The 16,077-nt window shown below is 72.2% G+C and carries 15 protein-coding genes; 11 read left to right on the forward strand and 4 right to left on the reverse strand.

Annotation, left to right across the window (positions count from 1 at the left end):
• Window positions 1-2 precede the first annotated feature (2 nt).
• The 6 genes from ACP4J3_RS36330 to ACP4J3_RS36355 all read left to right on the forward strand — a co-directional run bounded on the left by ACP4J3_RS36330 (window position 3) and on the right by ACP4J3_RS36355 (window position 7,370).
• Window positions 3-2,576 (forward strand): ABC transporter permease, encoded by a 2,574-nt coding sequence (locus tag ACP4J3_RS36330; protein ID WP_426540581.1) that lies wholly within the window; start codon window positions 3-5, stop codon window positions 2,574-2,576.
• 46 nt (window positions 2,577-2,622) lie between these two features.
• Entirely contained in the window at window positions 2,623-3,528 is a 906-nt protein-coding gene (locus tag ACP4J3_RS36335; protein ID WP_426540582.1) for an LLM class F420-dependent oxidoreductase, read from the forward strand.
• 56 nt (window positions 3,529-3,584) lie between these two features.
• Window positions 3,585-4,010: a GNAT family N-acetyltransferase gene (locus ACP4J3_RS36340; RefSeq protein WP_426540583.1), complete on the forward strand. Its 426-nt coding sequence runs from the start codon at window positions 3,585-3,587 to the stop codon at window positions 4,008-4,010.
• Between the two features lie 153 nt (window positions 4,011-4,163).
• Window positions 4,164-5,504: a hemolysin family protein gene (locus ACP4J3_RS36345; RefSeq protein ID WP_426540584.1), complete on the forward strand. Its 1,341-nt coding sequence runs from the start codon at window positions 4,164-4,166 to the stop codon at window positions 5,502-5,504.
• The gene (locus tag ACP4J3_RS36350; RefSeq protein WP_426540585.1) at window positions 5,501-6,514 is read left to right on the forward strand and encodes a hemolysin family protein; all 1,014 of its coding nucleotides are present in this window, start codon (window positions 5,501-5,503) and stop codon (window positions 6,512-6,514) included. Before ACP4J3_RS36345 ends, ACP4J3_RS36350 begins: the two co-directional genes overlap by 4 nt.
• A 73-nt stretch (window positions 6,515-6,587) precedes the next feature.
• Window positions 6,588-7,370: an SGNH/GDSL hydrolase family protein gene (locus tag ACP4J3_RS36355; RefSeq protein WP_426540586.1), complete on the forward strand. Its 783-nt coding sequence runs from the start codon at window positions 6,588-6,590 to the stop codon at window positions 7,368-7,370.
• A 24-nt stretch (window positions 7,371-7,394) separates the two neighbouring features.
• On the opposite strand, the gene ACP4J3_RS36360 is transcribed toward ACP4J3_RS36355, so the two are convergent.
• Window positions 7,395-8,177, reverse strand: a complete 783-nt coding sequence (locus ACP4J3_RS36360) for a hypothetical protein (protein ID WP_426540587.1) — start codon at window positions 8,175-8,177, stop codon at window positions 7,395-7,397.
• Window positions 8,178-8,516: 339 nt separating this feature from the next.
• On the opposite strand from ACP4J3_RS36360, the gene purB reads away from it, so the two are divergent.
• Both purB and mug read left to right on the forward strand, forming a co-directional pair.
• Window positions 8,517-9,959 (forward strand): adenylosuccinate lyase, encoded by a 1,443-nt coding sequence (purB, locus tag ACP4J3_RS36365; protein ID WP_426540588.1) that lies wholly within the window; start codon window positions 8,517-8,519, stop codon window positions 9,957-9,959.
• A 13-nt stretch (window positions 9,960-9,972) separates the two neighbouring features.
• Entirely contained in the window at window positions 9,973-10,521 is a 549-nt protein-coding gene (mug, locus tag ACP4J3_RS36370; protein WP_426540589.1) for a G/U mismatch-specific DNA glycosylase, read from the forward strand.
• Window positions 10,522-10,525: 4 nt separating this feature from the next.
• On the opposite strand, the gene ACP4J3_RS36375 is transcribed toward mug, so the two are convergent.
• The 3 genes from ACP4J3_RS36375 to ACP4J3_RS36385 are packed head-to-tail and all read right to left on the reverse strand — an operon-like array spanning window position 10,526 to window position 12,645.
• Window positions 10,526-10,954 (reverse strand): hypothetical protein, encoded by a 429-nt coding sequence (locus ACP4J3_RS36375; protein WP_426540590.1) that lies wholly within the window; start codon window positions 10,952-10,954, stop codon window positions 10,526-10,528.
• A 41-nt stretch (window positions 10,955-10,995) separates the two neighbouring features.
• Complete coding sequence (locus tag ACP4J3_RS36380) at window positions 10,996-11,721, reverse strand: ABC transporter permease (protein ID WP_426540591.1); 726 nt, start codon at window positions 11,719-11,721, stop codon at window positions 10,996-10,998.
• Window positions 11,722-11,724: 3 nt separating this feature from the next.
• On the reverse strand, window positions 11,725-12,645 hold the full coding sequence (locus ACP4J3_RS36385; protein ID WP_426540592.1) for an ABC transporter ATP-binding protein: 921 nt from the start codon (window positions 12,643-12,645) through the stop codon (window positions 11,725-11,727).
• Window positions 12,646-12,752: 107 nt separating this feature from the next.
• Here ACP4J3_RS36385 and ACP4J3_RS36390 point away from each other — a divergent pair, with 107 nt between their 5' ends.
• The 3 genes from ACP4J3_RS36390 (at window position 12,753) to ACP4J3_RS36400 (ending at window position 15,868) form a co-directional block, all read left to right on the forward strand.
• A complete protein-coding gene (locus ACP4J3_RS36390) occupies window positions 12,753-13,922 on the forward strand; it encodes a sensor histidine kinase (protein WP_426540593.1) in 1,170 nt (389 codons plus the stop codon).
• A gap of 14 nt (window positions 13,923-13,936) precedes the next feature.
• Entirely contained in the window at window positions 13,937-14,599 is a 663-nt protein-coding gene (locus tag ACP4J3_RS36395) for a response regulator (RefSeq protein WP_426540594.1), read from the forward strand.
• A gap of 111 nt (window positions 14,600-14,710) precedes the next feature.
• A complete protein-coding gene (locus ACP4J3_RS36400; RefSeq protein WP_426540595.1) occupies window positions 14,711-15,868 on the forward strand; it encodes an ROK family transcriptional regulator in 1,158 nt (385 codons plus the stop codon).
• The last annotated feature ends 209 nt before the right edge of the window (window positions 15,869-16,077 follow it).

Genomic DNA, 16,077 nt, shown 5'->3' on the forward strand with positions numbered 1-16,077 from the left:
TCGTGCTGAAGGCGACGCTCCGCAGCTTCCTCGCCCACAAGGGGCGGCTGCTGCTCTCCGCCCTGGCGGTGATCCTGTCCGTGGCGTTCGTCGCGGGCAGCCTGATCTTCTCGGACACCGTCAGCCGCACCTTCGACCGGCTCTTCGCGTCGACCGCCGCCGATGTCACCGTCACCCCGAAGGAGACCCTCGACGAGACGATCCCCTCGGGGCAGACCCTGACCCTGCCGGCCTCGCTGGCCGATCGCCTCGCCCGGGTCGACGGTGTCGCCGCGGCCCGCGCGGAGGTGGACGTGGACGGCCTCACCGTCGCCGACGAGAACCGCGAGTCGGTCGGCCCGACCACCGGCGCCCCCACCATCGGCACCGCCTGGAACCCGACCGAGCGCAGCCCCGTGGAGCTCACCTCGGGTCACGCCCCGAAGGGCGACGGGCAGGTCATGATCGACGCGGACACCGCCGACGACAAGGACGTGGCGATCGGCGACCGCCTCACGGTCATCGGGCAGGAGGGCTCCTTCCCGGTCGAGGTCGTCGGCATCGTCACCTTCACCACCACCAACCCGGGCGCCGCCCTGGTCTTCTTCGACACCCCGACCGCGCAGACCAAGCTGCTGGGCGACCCGGAGGGCGCCACCAGCATCGCCCTCGACGCGGCCGAGGGCGTCAGCGATCCGGAGCTGAAGCGGCGGGTGGCCGACGCGCTCGGCGCCGACGGCGGCGCCTACGAGCTGCGCACCGCCGGCGAGCAGGCCGAGTCGGACGTCGAGCAGCTCGGCGGATTCCTCGACATCATCAAGTACGTCATGCTCGGCTTCGCCGGGGTCGCGGTCCTCGTCGGCGTGTTCCTGATCGTCAACACCTTCTCCATGCTGATCGCCCAGCGCACCCGGGAACTGGGCCTGCTGCGGGCGCTCGGCGCGGACCGGCGCCAGGTGCGGCGCTCGGTCATCACCGAGGCGCTGCTGCTCGGCCTGGTCGGCTCGACGGCGGGCCTCGCGGCCGGTATCGGGCTGGCCGTCGGACTCATCGAACTGATGGGCCTGATGGGGATGAACATCAGGGCGACCGAGATGGTGATCGGCTGGGGGACGCCGGTGACGGCGTACGTCGTCGGCCTGGGCGTCACCTTCGTCGCGGCGTACCTCCCGGCCCGGCGGGCGGCGGGCGTCTCGCCGATGGCGGCCCTGGCGGACGCGGAGATCGCCGAGATCGGGCGGCCGCTGCGGCTGCGCGCGGTGCTGGGCTCGGTGGTCGGGGCGGCCGGCGCGGCGGCGCTCGTGGGCTGCGCGCTGGCGTCGAAGACGTCGTCGGCCGCGTCGCTGCTGGGCCTCGGTGTGCTCCTGAGCCTGATCGCGGCCGTGATCGCGGGACCGCTGCTGGTGCGCCCGGTGATCCGGGTCCTCGGCGGGGCCTTCCCCGCGCTGTTCGGCTCGATCGGCCGGATGAGCCAGCGCAACGCCCTGCGCAACCCGCGCCGCACCGGCGCCACCGCGGCCGCCCTGATGGTCGGTCTCGCGCTGGTGGGCGGGATGTCGGTGGCCAGCGCCTCGATGACCAAGTCGTTCGACCAGCAGATCGACAAGACGCTGGGCGCCGACTTCGTGGTGCAGAACGGCAATTTCGTGCCCTTCCCACGGGAGATCACCGAGCGGATCCGCGACACCGAGGGCGCGGGGCTCGTCGTACGCTCGCAGTTCACGACGATCGCGCTGCGCCTGCCGGACGGCGACCGCGTGAAGACGACCGCCGCGGGATACGAACCCCAGCTCGACGAGGTCGCCAACATCACCTACGCCCAGGGCGACACCGCGGACGCGCTCGCGGCCGGCCACCTCGCCATGGACAAGGACTTCGCCGAGGACCACGGCGTACGGCTCGGCAGCACCGTCCCCGTGGAGTTCCAGGGCGGCCGACGGGCCGAGCTGACGGTGGGCGCCCTCACCGACCAGGAGTCCGCGGACGGGTTCGGCAGCCAGGGCGGGGTCTACTTCGGCCTGGCCACGCTGGAGGAGTACGCGCCGGGCGGGCAGGACGCGGCCGTGTACGTCAACGCCGCCTCCGGCACCAGCCCGGACGACCTGCGGGCCGCCCTGGAGAAGACGCTCGACCCCTATCCGCAGGTGCAGGTCCGCGACCTCGCCGACTACAAGGACCTGGTGCACGACCAGATCGCCGTACTGCTCTATCTCGTGTACGCCCTGCTGGGCCTCGCGATCATCATCGCGGTGCTCGGCGTGGTCAACACCCTCGCCCTGTCGGTCGTGGAGCGCACCCGGGAGATCGGGCTGCTGCGGGCCATCGGGCTCGCCCGGCGGCAGTTGCGCCGGATGATCCGGCTGGAGTCGGTGGTGATCGCCGTGTTCGGCGCGGTGCTGGGTCTCGCGCTGGGGCTGGTGTGGGGTGTGTGCACCCAGCAGGTGCTGGCGCTGCAGGGCATGACGGCGCTGGCGATCCCCTGGGGCACCATCGTCGCGGTGGTGATCGGCTCGGCGGTCGTGGGGGTCGTGGCGGCGCTGCTGCCGGCGTTGCGTGCATCGCGCATGAATGTGCTGGCGGCCATCGCGCACGAGTGATGCAATCGCGGCGGGTACTCAAGCCCCTTGAGGGTGAGGAGAGTTCATGGCGCAATCGGTGAGCCCGCATCCGTTCCGCTTCGGCGTCAGCCTGATCACCCCCGCTCCGGCCGACGAGTGGCGGGCCAAATGCCGCCGGGCCGAGGAGCTGGGCTACGACGTGATCCTGGTCCCCGACCATCTGGGCATGCCGGCGCCGTTCCCGGCCCTGGTCGCGGCGGCCGAGGTGACCGAGCGGCCCCGGCTGGGCACGTTCGTGCTCAACACGGGGTTCTGGAACCCGGCGCTGCTCGCCCGGGAGGTGGCGACGACCGACGCGCTGACGGACGGGCGGCTGGAACTCGGGGTCGGCACCGGCTATGTGAAGGCGGAGCACGACACGGCGGGTCTGCCCTGGCTCTCACCCCGGGAGCGGGTGGACCATCTGCTGCACACCATCGAAGAGGTTTACCGACTCCTCGCCGCCGAGGAACACCAGCCTCGGCCGGTGCAGAAGCCTCGCGTCCCGCTGCTCGTCGGCGGCAACGGCGACCGCGTGCTGCGACTGACCGCCGAGCACGCCGAGATCGCCGCCTTCACCGGCGCGCGCTCGGTGCGGGGAAGCTCGACGGGACAGTTGGAGGCGATGCTCGCCGACGAGCTCGAGGAGCGTATCGCGCGCTACCGCGAGCTGACGGCGGGCCGCGCGGAGCCGGCGGAGCTGAATCTGCTCGTTCAGTTCGTGATCGACACCGACGACCGCGAGGCCGCCGTACAGCCCCTGCTGGAACGGGTCCCGTACCTCACCACGGAACAGATCCTGGAGCTGCCCATCGGCCTGATCGGCAGCGTGGCGGAGATGACCGCCCAGGTGCTGGCGCAGCGCGAGCGGTACGGGTTCACCTATCTCACCGCCCTGGAGCCGAACATGGAGGCGTTCGCGCCGGTGATGGAACAACTGCGCGGCAGGTAGCCGTCCGCATACCGGAATTCCACGCCCCGTTCCGTCGCCCGTGCTGGGATCTCGGCATGACTGATCCGCAGATACGGTTCGCGACGGCCGACGACCTCGACAGCGTGCTGGCCTTCTGGAAGACGGCCGCCGAGGGCACCAGCATCAGCGACGACCGGGACGGCGTGGAGCGCCTGGTCGCCCGCGACCCCGAGGCGCTGATCCTGGCGGAACTCGACGGCGAGCTGGTCGGCACGGTGATCGCGGGCTTCGACGGCTGGCGCTGCCATCTGTACCGGCTGGCGGTGCACCCGGAGCGCAGGCGCCGGGGCATCGGCTCGGCGCTGCTGGCCGCCGCGGAGGAACGGTTCGTACGGCTCGGCGGGCGGCGTGGCGACGCCATGGTGCTGGTGGACAACGAGACCGCGCACCATGCCTGGCGCGCGGCGGGGTACACGCCCGAGGAACACTGGCGGCGATGGGTGAAGCCCCTCACCGACTGACCCGACCGACTCGCTTTGCCGATCCTTTACTATTGGGGGACCGCTTCGGTCCTCCAATGAAAGGTGTGAGCGTCCGCCCATGGGCGAGCCTCCCAGTACCAGACATCGCGCGATCCTCCCCGCCCTGTCCCACCATGGGACGGAGGTGACCCGATGACCGAAGTGCTCCTCCTTCTGGTGGCGATCCTGCTGTCGCTGGCCTGCGGTGCCTTCGTCGCGGCCGAGTTCTCGCTGACCACGGTCGAACGCAGCGCGCTGGAGCGGGCCGCGGAGCGCGGCGAGCGGGGTGCGGCCGGCGCCCTGAAAGCCGTACGGAATCTGACCTTCCAGCTCTCCGGCGCGCAGCTCGGCATCACGGTCACCAACCTGGTCGTCGGCATGCTCGCCGAGCCGTCGATCGCCGCGCTGCTGGCCGGCCCGCTGGAGTCGGTCGGCATCTCCCGCTCGACGGCGAGCTCGATCGCGCTGGTGATCGGTACGGCGCTGTCGACCGTGGTGCTGATGGTGGTCGGCGAGCTGGTGCCCAAGAACTGGGCGATCTCCTCGCCGCTGGCCGTGGCCAAGCGGGTCGGGAACGCCCAGCGCTGGTTCAGCGCGGTCTTCCGCCCCTTCATCACGCATCTGAACAACACGGCGAACCGTGTCGTGCGCCGCTTCGGCGTGGAGCCCACCGAGGAGCTGGCCGCCGCGCGCGGCCCCCAGGAGCTGGCCGCCCTCGCCCGGCACTCCGCCCGGGAGGGCGCCCTGGAGCCGGACACCGCCGAGCTCTTCGTACGGACCCTGAACCTGGCCGATCTGACGGCGGAGAACGTCATGACCCCCCGTGTCCAGGTCGTCGCCCTGGACGCCCAGGCGACCTGCGAGGACGTGGCGAACGCGACGCGGGCGACCGGGCTGTCCCGGTTCCCGGTCTACCGCGGCAGCCTCGACTCGGTCGTGGGCACCGCGCACATCAAGGACATCCTGGCGGTGCCCGCCGACCGCCGCCCCCGGGTCTCGGTCGCCGAGCTGATGCGGGAGCCGCTCCTCGTCCCCGAGACGCTCACCGTCGACCGGCTCCTGGACCGGCTGTCCGGCAAGCGCACCATGGCCGTGGTCATCGACGAGTACGGCGGCACGGCCGGTGTGGCCACGCTGGAGGACATCGTCGAGGAGGTCGTCGGCGAGGTGCGGGACGAGCACGACCCGCACGAGACGCCGGACCTCGCCCCCGCCGGGAGCGACGACGAGGGCCGGGCGCTGTTCTCGGCCGACGGTTCCGCGCGCCTGGACCAGCTCGCGCGGGTCGGTCTCAGGGCGCCCGAGGGGCCGTACGAGACGCTGGCCGGCCTCGTCGCGACCGAGCTGGGCCGCATACCCGCCGTCGGTGACCGGGTCGAGGTCGCCGGCTGGCGGTTCGACGTGGTGGACGCCGCGGGACGCAGGGCGGCGCGGGTGCTGTTGCACGCGCCGTTCGACGACGCGGCCCAGACGGAGAAGGAGGACGGGCGATGACCGCCGTACAGCTCTTCATCGGCTTTCTGACGCTGGTCGCCAACGCCTTCTTCGTGGGCGCCGAGTTCGCACTGATCTCCGTGCGGCGCTCCCAGATCGAGCCGCACGCCGAGGAGGGCGACCGGCGCGCCAAGAGCGTGCTGTGGGGCCTGGAGCACGTGTCCGCGCTGATGGCGGCCGCACAGCTCGGCATCACACTGGCCACGCTGGTGCTCGGTGTGGTCGCGGAACCCGCCATCGAGCACCTGCTGGAGCCGGTGTTCCACGCGGTGGGCGTGCCGGAGGGCGCCGGGCACGCGGTGTCGTTCGTGATCGCGCTGGCGCTGGCCACCTATCTGCACATGCTGCTCGGCGAGATGGTGCCGAAGAACATCGCGCTGGCCGAGCCGGTGCGCAGCGCCCTGCTGCTCGGTCCGCCGCTGGTCGCGCTGGCCCGGGCGCTGCGGCCGGTGATCTTCACGATCAACGCCTTCGCCAACACCCTGCTGAAGCTGCTGCGCGTCGAGACCAAGGACGAGGTCACCGCGACCTTCTCGGACGCCGAACTGGCCCGGTTGGTGCGGGACTCCGGCGAGGCCGGCCTGATCGACGAGCGCGCGCGGGAGCGGCTGCACGACGCCCTGGAGCTGGGCCGCCGTCCCGTGCGCGACGTGGTGCTTCCGCTGGAGCGCGTCGTCTACGCGCGCGTGGGCGTCACACCGGACGAGCTGGAGCGGCTGTCGGCCGAGTCGGGCTTCTCCCGCTTCCCGGTCGTCGACGAGGAGCGCCACATCGTGGGCTACCTCCATGTGAAGGACGCGCTGGACGCCTCCCCGCGCGAGGTGCCGTTCGACGTCGGGGACATGCGGCCCATCGCGCGCGTGCGCGTGAGCACGCCGCTGGACGACGTGCTCACGGCGATGCGGGGCAGCCGCACGCATCTGGCGGCCGCGCTGGGCAAGGACGGACGGCTGGCCGGGCTGGTGACGATGGAGGACGTGCTGCGGGAGCTGTTCGGACAGCGGGCCTGACGGCCGCCCTCCGCAGCGGTTCCCGGGCCGACCGACCGACGGGTATGGAGCCCGGGATACGATCTCTGTCGCCATGCAGACGAACCCCACATACACCAGCCTGGTCGCGGTCGGCGACTCCTTCACCGAGGGCATGTCGGACCTCCTTCCGGACGGCTCCTACCGGGGCTGGGCCGACCTCCTCGCCGGACGGATGGCCGCCCGTACGCCCGGATTCCGGTACGCCAACCTCGCGGTGCGCGGGAAGCTGATCGGGCAGATCGTCGAGGAGCAGGTCGACGTGGCGGCCGCGATGGGCGCCGATGTGATCACGCTCGTCGGCGGGCTCAACGACACGCTGCGGCCCAAGTGCGACATGGGGCGGGTACGCGGACTCCTGGAGGAGGCGGTGGAGAAGCTCGCCCCGGCGTGCCGGCAGTTGGTGCTGATGCGAAGCCCGGGGCGGCAGGGGCCGGTCCTGGAGCGGTTCCGGCCGCGTATGGAGGAGCTGTTCGCCTGTGTCGACGAGCTGGCCGCGCGGCACGGCGCGGTCGTCGTCGATCTGTACGGGGCCCCGTCGCTGGCCGACCCCCGCCTGTGGGACGTGGACCGGCTGCATCTGACGGCCGAGGGGCATCGCCGGGTCGCCGAGGCCGTGTGGCAGACGCTCGGCTACGACCCCGAGGACACCGAGTGGCGCACGCCGATGCCGGCCGCGCCGCCGCCGGGCTGGGTCACCCGTCGGGTCGCCGACGTGCGGTTCGCGCGTCAGCATCTGCTGCCGTGGATCGGGCGGCGCCTGACGGGGCGCTCCTCCGGGGACGGGCTGCCGGCCAAGCGCCCCGAGCTGCTGCCGTACGAGGGTCCGGCGGCGTAGGCCGCCCCCGGACCCCCGGCGCGCTCATCGACGCGACGCGGCCCGGCTCCGCCGGTACAGGACGGTTCCGGCGATCAGCAGCGCCCCACTGGCGGCGATGCCTCCGATGATGCTCTCGGCGCCGGTCTCGGGCATGTGCGGGTGGGTCGGCTTCTCCTTCTCCGGCGGTGCCGGGGGCGGAGTCGGCGTGGGCTTGTGGCTGGGCGGCGGCGTGGGGGTCTTGGTGGGCGTGGGCGTCGGGGTCGGGGGCTCCTTGTCGTGGCCGTATCCGTAGCCGTAGCCGTGGTCGTCCGGCTTCTCGTCGCCGTAGCCGTAGCCATGGCCACTCGGCTCTTGCGAACCGTAGCCATAGCCGTAACCGCTGGGCGTCTCGTGACCGTAGCCCTGGGCGCTCGGCTTGTCGGAACCGTAGCCCTGCTCGCCAGGCCGGTCGTGGCCGTAGCCGCCCTGACCGCTCGGCTTGTCGGAACCGTAGCCCTGCTCACTGGGCCGGTCGTGGCCGTAGCCCTGGCTGGTCGGCTGGTCGGTGCCGTAGCCGGAGTCGCCGAATCCCGAGGTGGTGTTTCCAGAAGCGGGCTCTGGCAGATCCAGGCCGCTGATCCTGTCATTCACCTCCTGGAATTCGTCCCGCATCTCGTCGAATTTCTCCTGCATGCTGCCGAATTTGTCATCCAGCCGGGCCGGGTCCCAGGGATCCGCATGGCCCGACAGTGCGGCGGCGGAGTTCACCACGGCCCCCTGCGTGCGGGGGACCGCGGACGCCGCTGCGCCGTAGAGGGACAGGGCACTGGTCGCGGCGGCGGCCACGATCAATCCCCTGGTCAGAGCCTGTCGCATTCTCGTTGTCTTTCTCTCAGGCGGAATGGGGAAGCCGACGTCGGTCATTGACGCGATGGTGTCGATTGCCGGGATTCGGGACGTCGTCGCAGGTGCCGTGATGCCGCACGACCGCACGCGCCACGACGTGCAGACTATGAACGAGATGTGGAGGCCCCCGGAAACCGGGACGCGTCGACGGCCGGTGAATTCACCCGAACGCCCGAAGGCACCGGTGCCCGTCTCGTATTCGTTCTCGCCTTCTCGTCTCCGTCTCGCGGACCGGGCGAAGGGACGGCGCGCAGAGCGCCCCGGGTAAACTCCGTGCACGTGACTTCTGCGCCCGCCAAGCCCCGCATCCCCAACGTCCTCGCCGGACGCTACGCCTCCACCGAGCTCGCCACGCTCTGGTCCCCCGAGCAGAAGGTGAAGCTGGAGCGGCAGCTCTGGCTCGCCGTGCTGCGGGCCCAGAAGGACCTCGGCATCGAGGTGCCGGACGCGGCGATCGCCGACTACGAGCGTGTCCTGGACACCGTCGACCTGGCCTCCATCGCCGAGCGCGAGAAGGTCACGCGGCATGACGTGAAGGCGCGGATCGAGGAGTTCAACGACCTCGCCGGGCACGAGCACGTGCACAAGGGCATGACGTCCCGCGACCTCACGGAGAACGTCGAGCAGCTTCAGATCCGGCTCTCCCTGGAGCTGATGCGCGACCGTACGGTGGCGGTGCTGGCGCGCCTGGGCAGGCTGGCCGGGGAGTACGGCGAGCTGGTCATGGCCGGCCGCTCGCACAACGTCGCCGCGCAGGCCACGACGCTGGGCAAGCGCTTCGCGACGGCCACCGACGAGCTGCTCGTCGCCTACGGCCGCGTCGAGGAGCTGCTGGGCCGCTACCCGCTGCGCGGCATCAAGGGCCCGGTGGGCACGGCGCAGGACATGCTGGACCTGCTGGGCGGGGACGCCTCGAAGCTCGCCGAGCTGGAGCACCGGATCGCCCAGCACCTGGGCTTCTCGCAGGCCTTCACCTCGGTCGGCCAGGTCTATCCGCGGTCGCTGGACTACGAGGTGGTGACCGCGCTGGTGCAGCTCGCGGCGGCGCCGTCGTCGCTGGCGAAGACGATCCGGCTGATGGCCGGGCACGAGCTGGTGACCGAGGGCTTCAAGCCGGGCCAGGTCGGCTCCTCGGCGATGCCGCACAAGATGAACACGCGGTCCTGCGAGCGGGTCAACGGCCTGATGGTCATCCTGCGCGGCTACGCCTCGATGACCGGGGAGCTGGCGGGCGACCAGTGGAACGAGGGCGACGTGTCCTGCTCGGTGGTGCGCCGGGTCGCGCTGCCGGACGCGTTCTTCGCGCTGGACGGCCTGCTCGAGACGTTCCTGACGGTGCTGGACGAGTTCGGCGCATTCCCGGCGGTCGTGGCGCGTGAGCTGGACCGCTACCTGCCGTTCCTCGCCACCACCAAGGTGCTCATGGGCGCGGTGCGCGCGGGCGTGGGCCGCGAACTCGCGCACGAGGCCATCAAGGAGAACGCCGTCGCCTCCGCCCTCGCGATGCGCGAGCAGGGCGCCGAGCGCAACGAACTGCTCGACAAGCTCGCCGCCGACGAGCGCATCCCGCTCGGCCGCGGGGAGCTGGACGCGCTGATGGCCGACAAGCTGTCCTTCACGGGTGCCGCGGCCGACCAGGTCGGCGTCGTCGTGGGCCGAGTCGAGGAGATCGTGAAGCAGCGCCCGGAGGCCGCCGGTTATACGCCCGGGGCCATCCTCTGACGCCGCTCACGGCATGACGCGCTTCACCCCGGCGGAGCTGGAGGCCGCCCGCGACCGACTCGTCCCGGACGTCGTCGCGGACGGCCTCCACGTCCTGTTCTGCGGCATCAACCCCGGTCTGATGACGGCCGCGACCGGCCATCACTTCGCCCGGCCCGGCAACCGGTTCTGGCCGGTGCTGCATCTGTCCGGCTTCACGCCGAGGCTCATGAAGCCGTCGGAGCAGGGGGAGTTGCTGTCCTACCGGCTCGGCATCACGAACGTCGTGGCCCGGGCGACCGCGCGGGCGGACGAGCTGAGCGCCGAGGAGTACCGAGAGGGCGGGCGGCTGCTGGCGGCGAAGGTGACGCGGCTGCGACCGCGTTGGCTGGCCGTCGTGGGGGTCACGGCCTACAGGGCGGCCTTCGAGGACCGCAAGGCCCAGGTGGGGCCGCAGGAACGGACGATCGGGGCCACGCGCGTGTGGATCCTGCCGAATCCGAGCGGCCTGAACGCGCACTGGACGGCGGCGACGATGGCGGAGGAGTACGGGCGGCTGCGGGTGGCGGCGGCCGGGGGCTGACGGGTCAGGGTGGGTCGATCTCGGTGACCACTGCCAGCAGCTTGACATCGTCGGCCTCGTCCCGGTCGGCGACGACCAGGACGACCCAACGGCCCGTCCCCGCCGCTTCCCAGAGGTAGGCCACGCGAGCGCGTTGGCTGAGCAAGGCCCAGGGGTCGGGTATCTCCTCCTGCGCCATGCGCAGCAAAGTCGTCTGCAGATTCCAGGGATCCGTGTCGTCCCAGCGGGCGGCCAGCGGCTCGTACAGGGCGTCGCGGTACTTCTCGAACTGCTCCACCGTCGCCGCCCGTGTCTCGAAGTCACCCTGGCTGCTCTCTAACACCACGAGGTGATAGCCGGGTCCGCTCTCTTCGACCTCCGAGACGCTGTGCTCCGCCACGAACGGGCGGTAGCACAACTCGTCGATGAGGGCGATGTGCCGTGCGATGTTCATGTAGTCCAGTAAACCGGGCCGCACTGACAATTGGCGTGCCGTCAGGCATCCCGGCGCCGCACGCTCCACACCCCCGCCAGCAGCGCGCCCGCCGTCCACAGCGCGGTCACCGCCAGGCCCGACCACGGTCCGAGGGTGCCGTCGTACGACTGATGCAGGGCGATCTGGCCGGCCTTGTCGGGCATGAAGTCCGCGACGGTGCCCGCGGCGTCGCCGATGACGAAGGACACCACGAGGATGAACGGGATGAGGATGGCGAGCGTGGCCACCCCGCTGCGGAGCAGGGCGGTGAGGCCCGCCGCGAACAGGGCCATCAGCATGAGGTAGATCCCGCAGCCCAATACCGCGCGCACCTGCTCGGCCGTGGTGACCCCGCTCGCCGCCGAGCCGAGTCCCGCCCGTCCCACGGCGAACGACGTGACCGCGGTGAGCAGCCCGACGAGCAGCGCCGGCACCGCGATCGCCGTCACCTTTGCCGCGAACCACCGCCCCCGCTGCGGGACCGAGGCGAGCGACAGCCGGAGCGCACCCCCGTGGTACTCCGACGACACGGCCAGCGCACCGAACGAGATGGCGGCGATCTGGCCGGGCAGGACGCCCGACAGGGTGGTGAACAGGGGGTCGAAGTCCGGGTCGGAGCTGCCGTCGGAGACGGCGAGCGCGGAGAACGCCGCCGTCACGGCGAACAGCGCCAGCAGCGCTCCCGGAAGGGAGCGAAGGGTGCGGATCTTCAGCCACTCCGCGTGGAGCGCGGGTGCGAACGCCATGGTTCAGGCCTCCTGGGGCTGTGCGGTGAACTCGGTCTCGGCGGCGGTCAGGTCGAGGTAGGCCTGCTCCAAGGTGCCTTCCTCGGCCGTGAGTTCGAGGAGCGGCACGCCTGCCTCGGAGGTGAGGCGGCCGATGTCGTCCACGCGCGCGTGGCGCACCGTCCAGTGCCCGTCCTGGTGCTGGACGGCGTCGTAGCCGTGCCGGGCGAGCGCGGTCTTGAGGGCGGTGGCGTCCGGGGTGCGGACGCGGACGCGGGGTTCCACGCGCGCGTCGATGAACTCGCGCATCAGAGTGTCGGCCAGCAGGCGTCCCCGGCCGAGGACGACGAGGTGGTCGGCGAAGAACGCGGTCTCGCTCATGAGGTGGCTGGAGACCAGGACCGTGCGCCCCTCCCCCGCGAGCCGGCGCAGCAGCTCGCGGATCCAGATGATGCCCTGAGGGTCGAGGCCGTTGGACGGCTCGTCGAGGATGACGACCCCGGGGTCGCCGAGCAGGGCCGCCGCGATGCCGAGCCGCTGGCGCATGCCCAGGGAATACGTCCTCACCCTGCGGCGCGCCGCCGACGCGAGCCCGGTCTCCTGAAGCACCTCGTCGACCCGGCGGCCGGGGACGCGGTTGCTCGCGGCGAGGACGCGCAGGTGGTCGCGGCCGGTGCGGGAGCCGTGCGCGGCCTGGGCCTCTAACAACGCGCCCACGTGCCGCAGGGGTTCGCGGAACGTCGCGTAGGCGCGGCCGCCGAGGGTGGCGGTTCCGGAGGTGGGCCGGTCCAGGCCGAGCACGAGCCGCAGGGTGGTGGACTTTCCGGCGCCGTTGGGGCCGAGGAAGCCGGTGACACGGCCGGGGCGGACGGTGAAGGTGAGGTCGTCCACGGCTCGCCGGGTGCCGTACTCCTTGGTGAGGGCCTGGACTTCGATGCTGGTCATGGCAGCAGCGTGCCCGTCGGGCCGGGGCCGCTCCTCCCCCGCCGGTGGAGATCGTCTCCCCCGTGCGGGGGAGGTCCGTTGTCAGTGGTGGCTGGCACGATGGCGAAATGGTCCGCTTGCTGCGCCCGTTCGGCCGGGCGGTGACGTACACACGATGGCTGCACCTGATCATCGCCGTCGTGGGGCCGTCCATGCTCATCTTCGTCCGGGAGGAGTGGTGGATCTGGGCGGTGGCGGGCGCGGTGCTCGTGCCCGCCGGGCTGGTGCCCGCGATGCGGACCGTGGAGGGGCTCCAGGCGAGGCTGCTGCTGACCGGTCACCGGCAGGACCAGGGGAGCACCGGCATCGTAGTCGCGCCGTCCGCTTCCTGGGGCGACAGGGGGCGGCTGGTCCTCTGGCTGGAGGCGCGGCTGCTGCTGGGCTACGCCACGGCGACGGCGAGCGCCCAACTGGTCTTCGCCACGGTGGAGTTGGCCGTCGCGCCGTTCGGTCGTGACTTCGAGGAGGGCGGGCTGTCCCTCCTCGGCGGCCACCGCTGGTGGCACTTGCTGCTCGTGCCGATGTCGTTGGCCGCCTTGGGGGCGGTCGTGGTGGTCTCGGGCCGTCTCATCACCGCACTCGCCCTGCGCCTCCTCGGCCCCTCCCCCGCAGAGCGCCTCGCCGCCCTGGAGGAGCGCACCGAGCAGCTCCTGGAGCGCACCCGCATCGCCCGCGAACTCCATGACTCCATCGGCCATGCCCTGACCGTGGCCGTCGTACAGGCGGGCGCGGCCCGCGCGGCGGGTGATCCCGCGTTCACCGACCGGGCCCTGGACGCCATCGAGGAGACCGGCCGGGCCGCCCTGGAGGATCTGGAACGTGTCCTCGGCGTCCTGCGCGAGTCCGAGCGGCCGGTCAGCAGCCGGCCGACGCTCACCGACGCCGACCGGCTGCTGGAGTCCGCGCGGGCGTCGGGTGCGAAGGTCGACGCCGAGATGACGGGAGCCCTGGACACGGTGCCCGGCCCGGTCTCCCGGGAGGGCTACCGCATCCTCCAGGAGTCGCTGACCAATGTGCTGCGGCACGCCGGCTCCGTGCCGGCCCGGGTCCGCATCGCCGTCGCGGACGGCACCCTCACCCTGGAGATCCGCAATCCGCTCACCGCCGGCATACCCGGGCCCGGCAGGGGCAGCGGGCTGCGCGGCATACGCGAGCGGGCCGCCCTGCTGGGCGGACACGCGCGCACCGGTCACGATCGGGGTGACTGGCAGGTACATGTAGAACTGCCGGTGAGTTGATCTAGGCTTGCCCGATGCCGGTCACCGTTCTCCTCGTCGACGACGAACCCCTCGTACGCGCCGGTCTGCGGGCCGTGCTGGAGGCGCAGCCCGACATCGAGGTGGTCGGGGAGGCGGCCGACGGGGCGGCGGTGATTCCGCTGGTGCGGCAGTTGCGGCCGGACGTGGTCGCCATGGATGTGCGGATGCCGCTGCTGGACGGGATCGAGGCCACGCGCGCGGTGCTGCGCACGGTCGACGACCCGCCGAAGATCGTCGTCGTCACGACCTTCGAGAACGACGAGTACGTGTACGAGGCGCTGCGCGCCGGTGCCGACGGCTTCCTGCTGAAGCGGGCGCGGCCGGCCGAGATCGTGCACGCGGTGCGGCTGGTCGCCGAGGGCGAGTCGCTGCTGTTCCCCGCGTCGGTGCGGCAACTCGCCGCACACTACGGCGACGACGGCGGCAACCGTGCGGCGCGCGCGGTGCTGGAGCGCGCCCGGCTGACCGAGCGGGAGGGGGAGGTGTTGCGGCTGATGGCGCGCGGGCTGTCGAACGCGGAGATCGCCGCCCGGTTGGTGGTCGGCACGGAGACGGTGAAGTCCCATGTGAGTGCCGTGCTGGCGAAGCTGGGGGCGCGTGATCGCACCCAGGCGGTGATCACGGCGTACGAGTCGGGGTTCGTGGCACCCGGGTGACTCGGCCGCGCGCGGGACCGTTCGGCGATGTCCGCGCCGCTCAGCACTCGCCGGGGCCCGTCCCGGCGAGTACGATCCGCCAAACATGCGTACGAGCTGGGAGGACGGACGTTGGGGCGGCTGACCGGCGGGGATCCCTCGCTGCTGCGAAGGATCAACTCCGCGGTGGTGCTGCACGCGCTGCGTGCCACGGACGCCGCCACGCTGACGGAGATCACCCGCGTGACCGGACTGTCCCGGCCGACCGTCGAGGGCGTCGTCGAGGGGCTCATCGAGGCGGGGTACGTCGTCGAGAAGCCGGCGGACGAGAGCGTCGTGCGGCGCCAGGGCCGGCCCGCGCGGCGCTTCCGGTTCCGGGCCGAGGCGGGCCATCTGCTCGGCGTGGACATCGGCGCCCATCGGGTCGCCGCGCTCCTCGCCGACCTGGACGGACGCATCCTCGGCTCCATCGCCAAGGACGTCGACGAGGCGGCTTCGGCCGACGAGCGGCTTGAACGGGTGCGTACGGCGGTCGCGGAGCTGCTGCGCCGGGCCGGTGTCGCCCGTGGCTCGCTGCGGGCGGTGGGGGTCGCGACGCCGGGCATCGTCGAGGCGGACGGCACGGTGCGCCTGGGTGCCGCGTTGCCCGAGTGGACGGGGCTGCGGCTGGGCGAGCGGCTGAGCCGGTCCTTCAAGTGCCCGGTGCTGGTGGAGAACGACGCCAACGCGGCGGCCGTGGCCGAGCACTGGAAGGGCTCCGCCACCGACTCCGACGACGTGGTGTTCGTGCTGGCGGGGCTGAGCCCGGGCGCCGGTTCGCTGATCGGCGGGCAGTTGCACCGGGGTTTCGGGGGCGCGGCCGGCGAGATCGGCGCGCTGCACCTGCTGGGCCGCGAGGCGACCCCGGAGACCCTGCTGTCCACCACGGACGAGCCGCTGCGCCCGCTCGACGAGCACGCCGTCGCCGAGGTGTTCGCGCAGGCCCGGGAGGGCGACCAGCGGGCCCGCGCGGCCGTGGACCGCTTCATCCGGCGCCTCGTCCACGACGTGGCCGCGCTCGTCCTCGCCCTCGACCCCGAACTGGTCGTCGTCGGCGGCTGGGCGGCCGGACTGGACGGCGTACTGGAGCCGCTGCGGCGCGAACTGGCCCGCTACTGCCTGCGCCCGCCGAGCGTCGCCCTGTCCCTGCTCGGCGAGGCGGCCGTGGCGACGGGCGCGCTGCGGCTCGCCCTGGACCATGTGGAGGAGCAGCTCTTCGCGGTGGAGGGGACCGTCACGGGACGGCGCTGACCGTCACCGGTCGGGCTCCGCCCCAAAGACACGCCCCCCGGTCGGCTCCAGCCCATAGACGCCCCTCCCGATCGGCTCCGCCCCAAAGACGCTCCTCCCGATCGGCTCCGTCCCAAGGACACCCCCCGATCGGGCTCCGCCCCCCAAGACACCCCCTCGATCGGGCTCCGGACCGAAATCACGAGCCCCGGATGGGCCCCGGCCAAAAG

Origin of the sequence: Streptomyces sp. UG1, from assembly GCF_049974585.1 — a bacterium.
GTDB lineage: Bacteria > Actinomycetota > Actinomycetes > Streptomycetales > Streptomycetaceae > Streptomyces.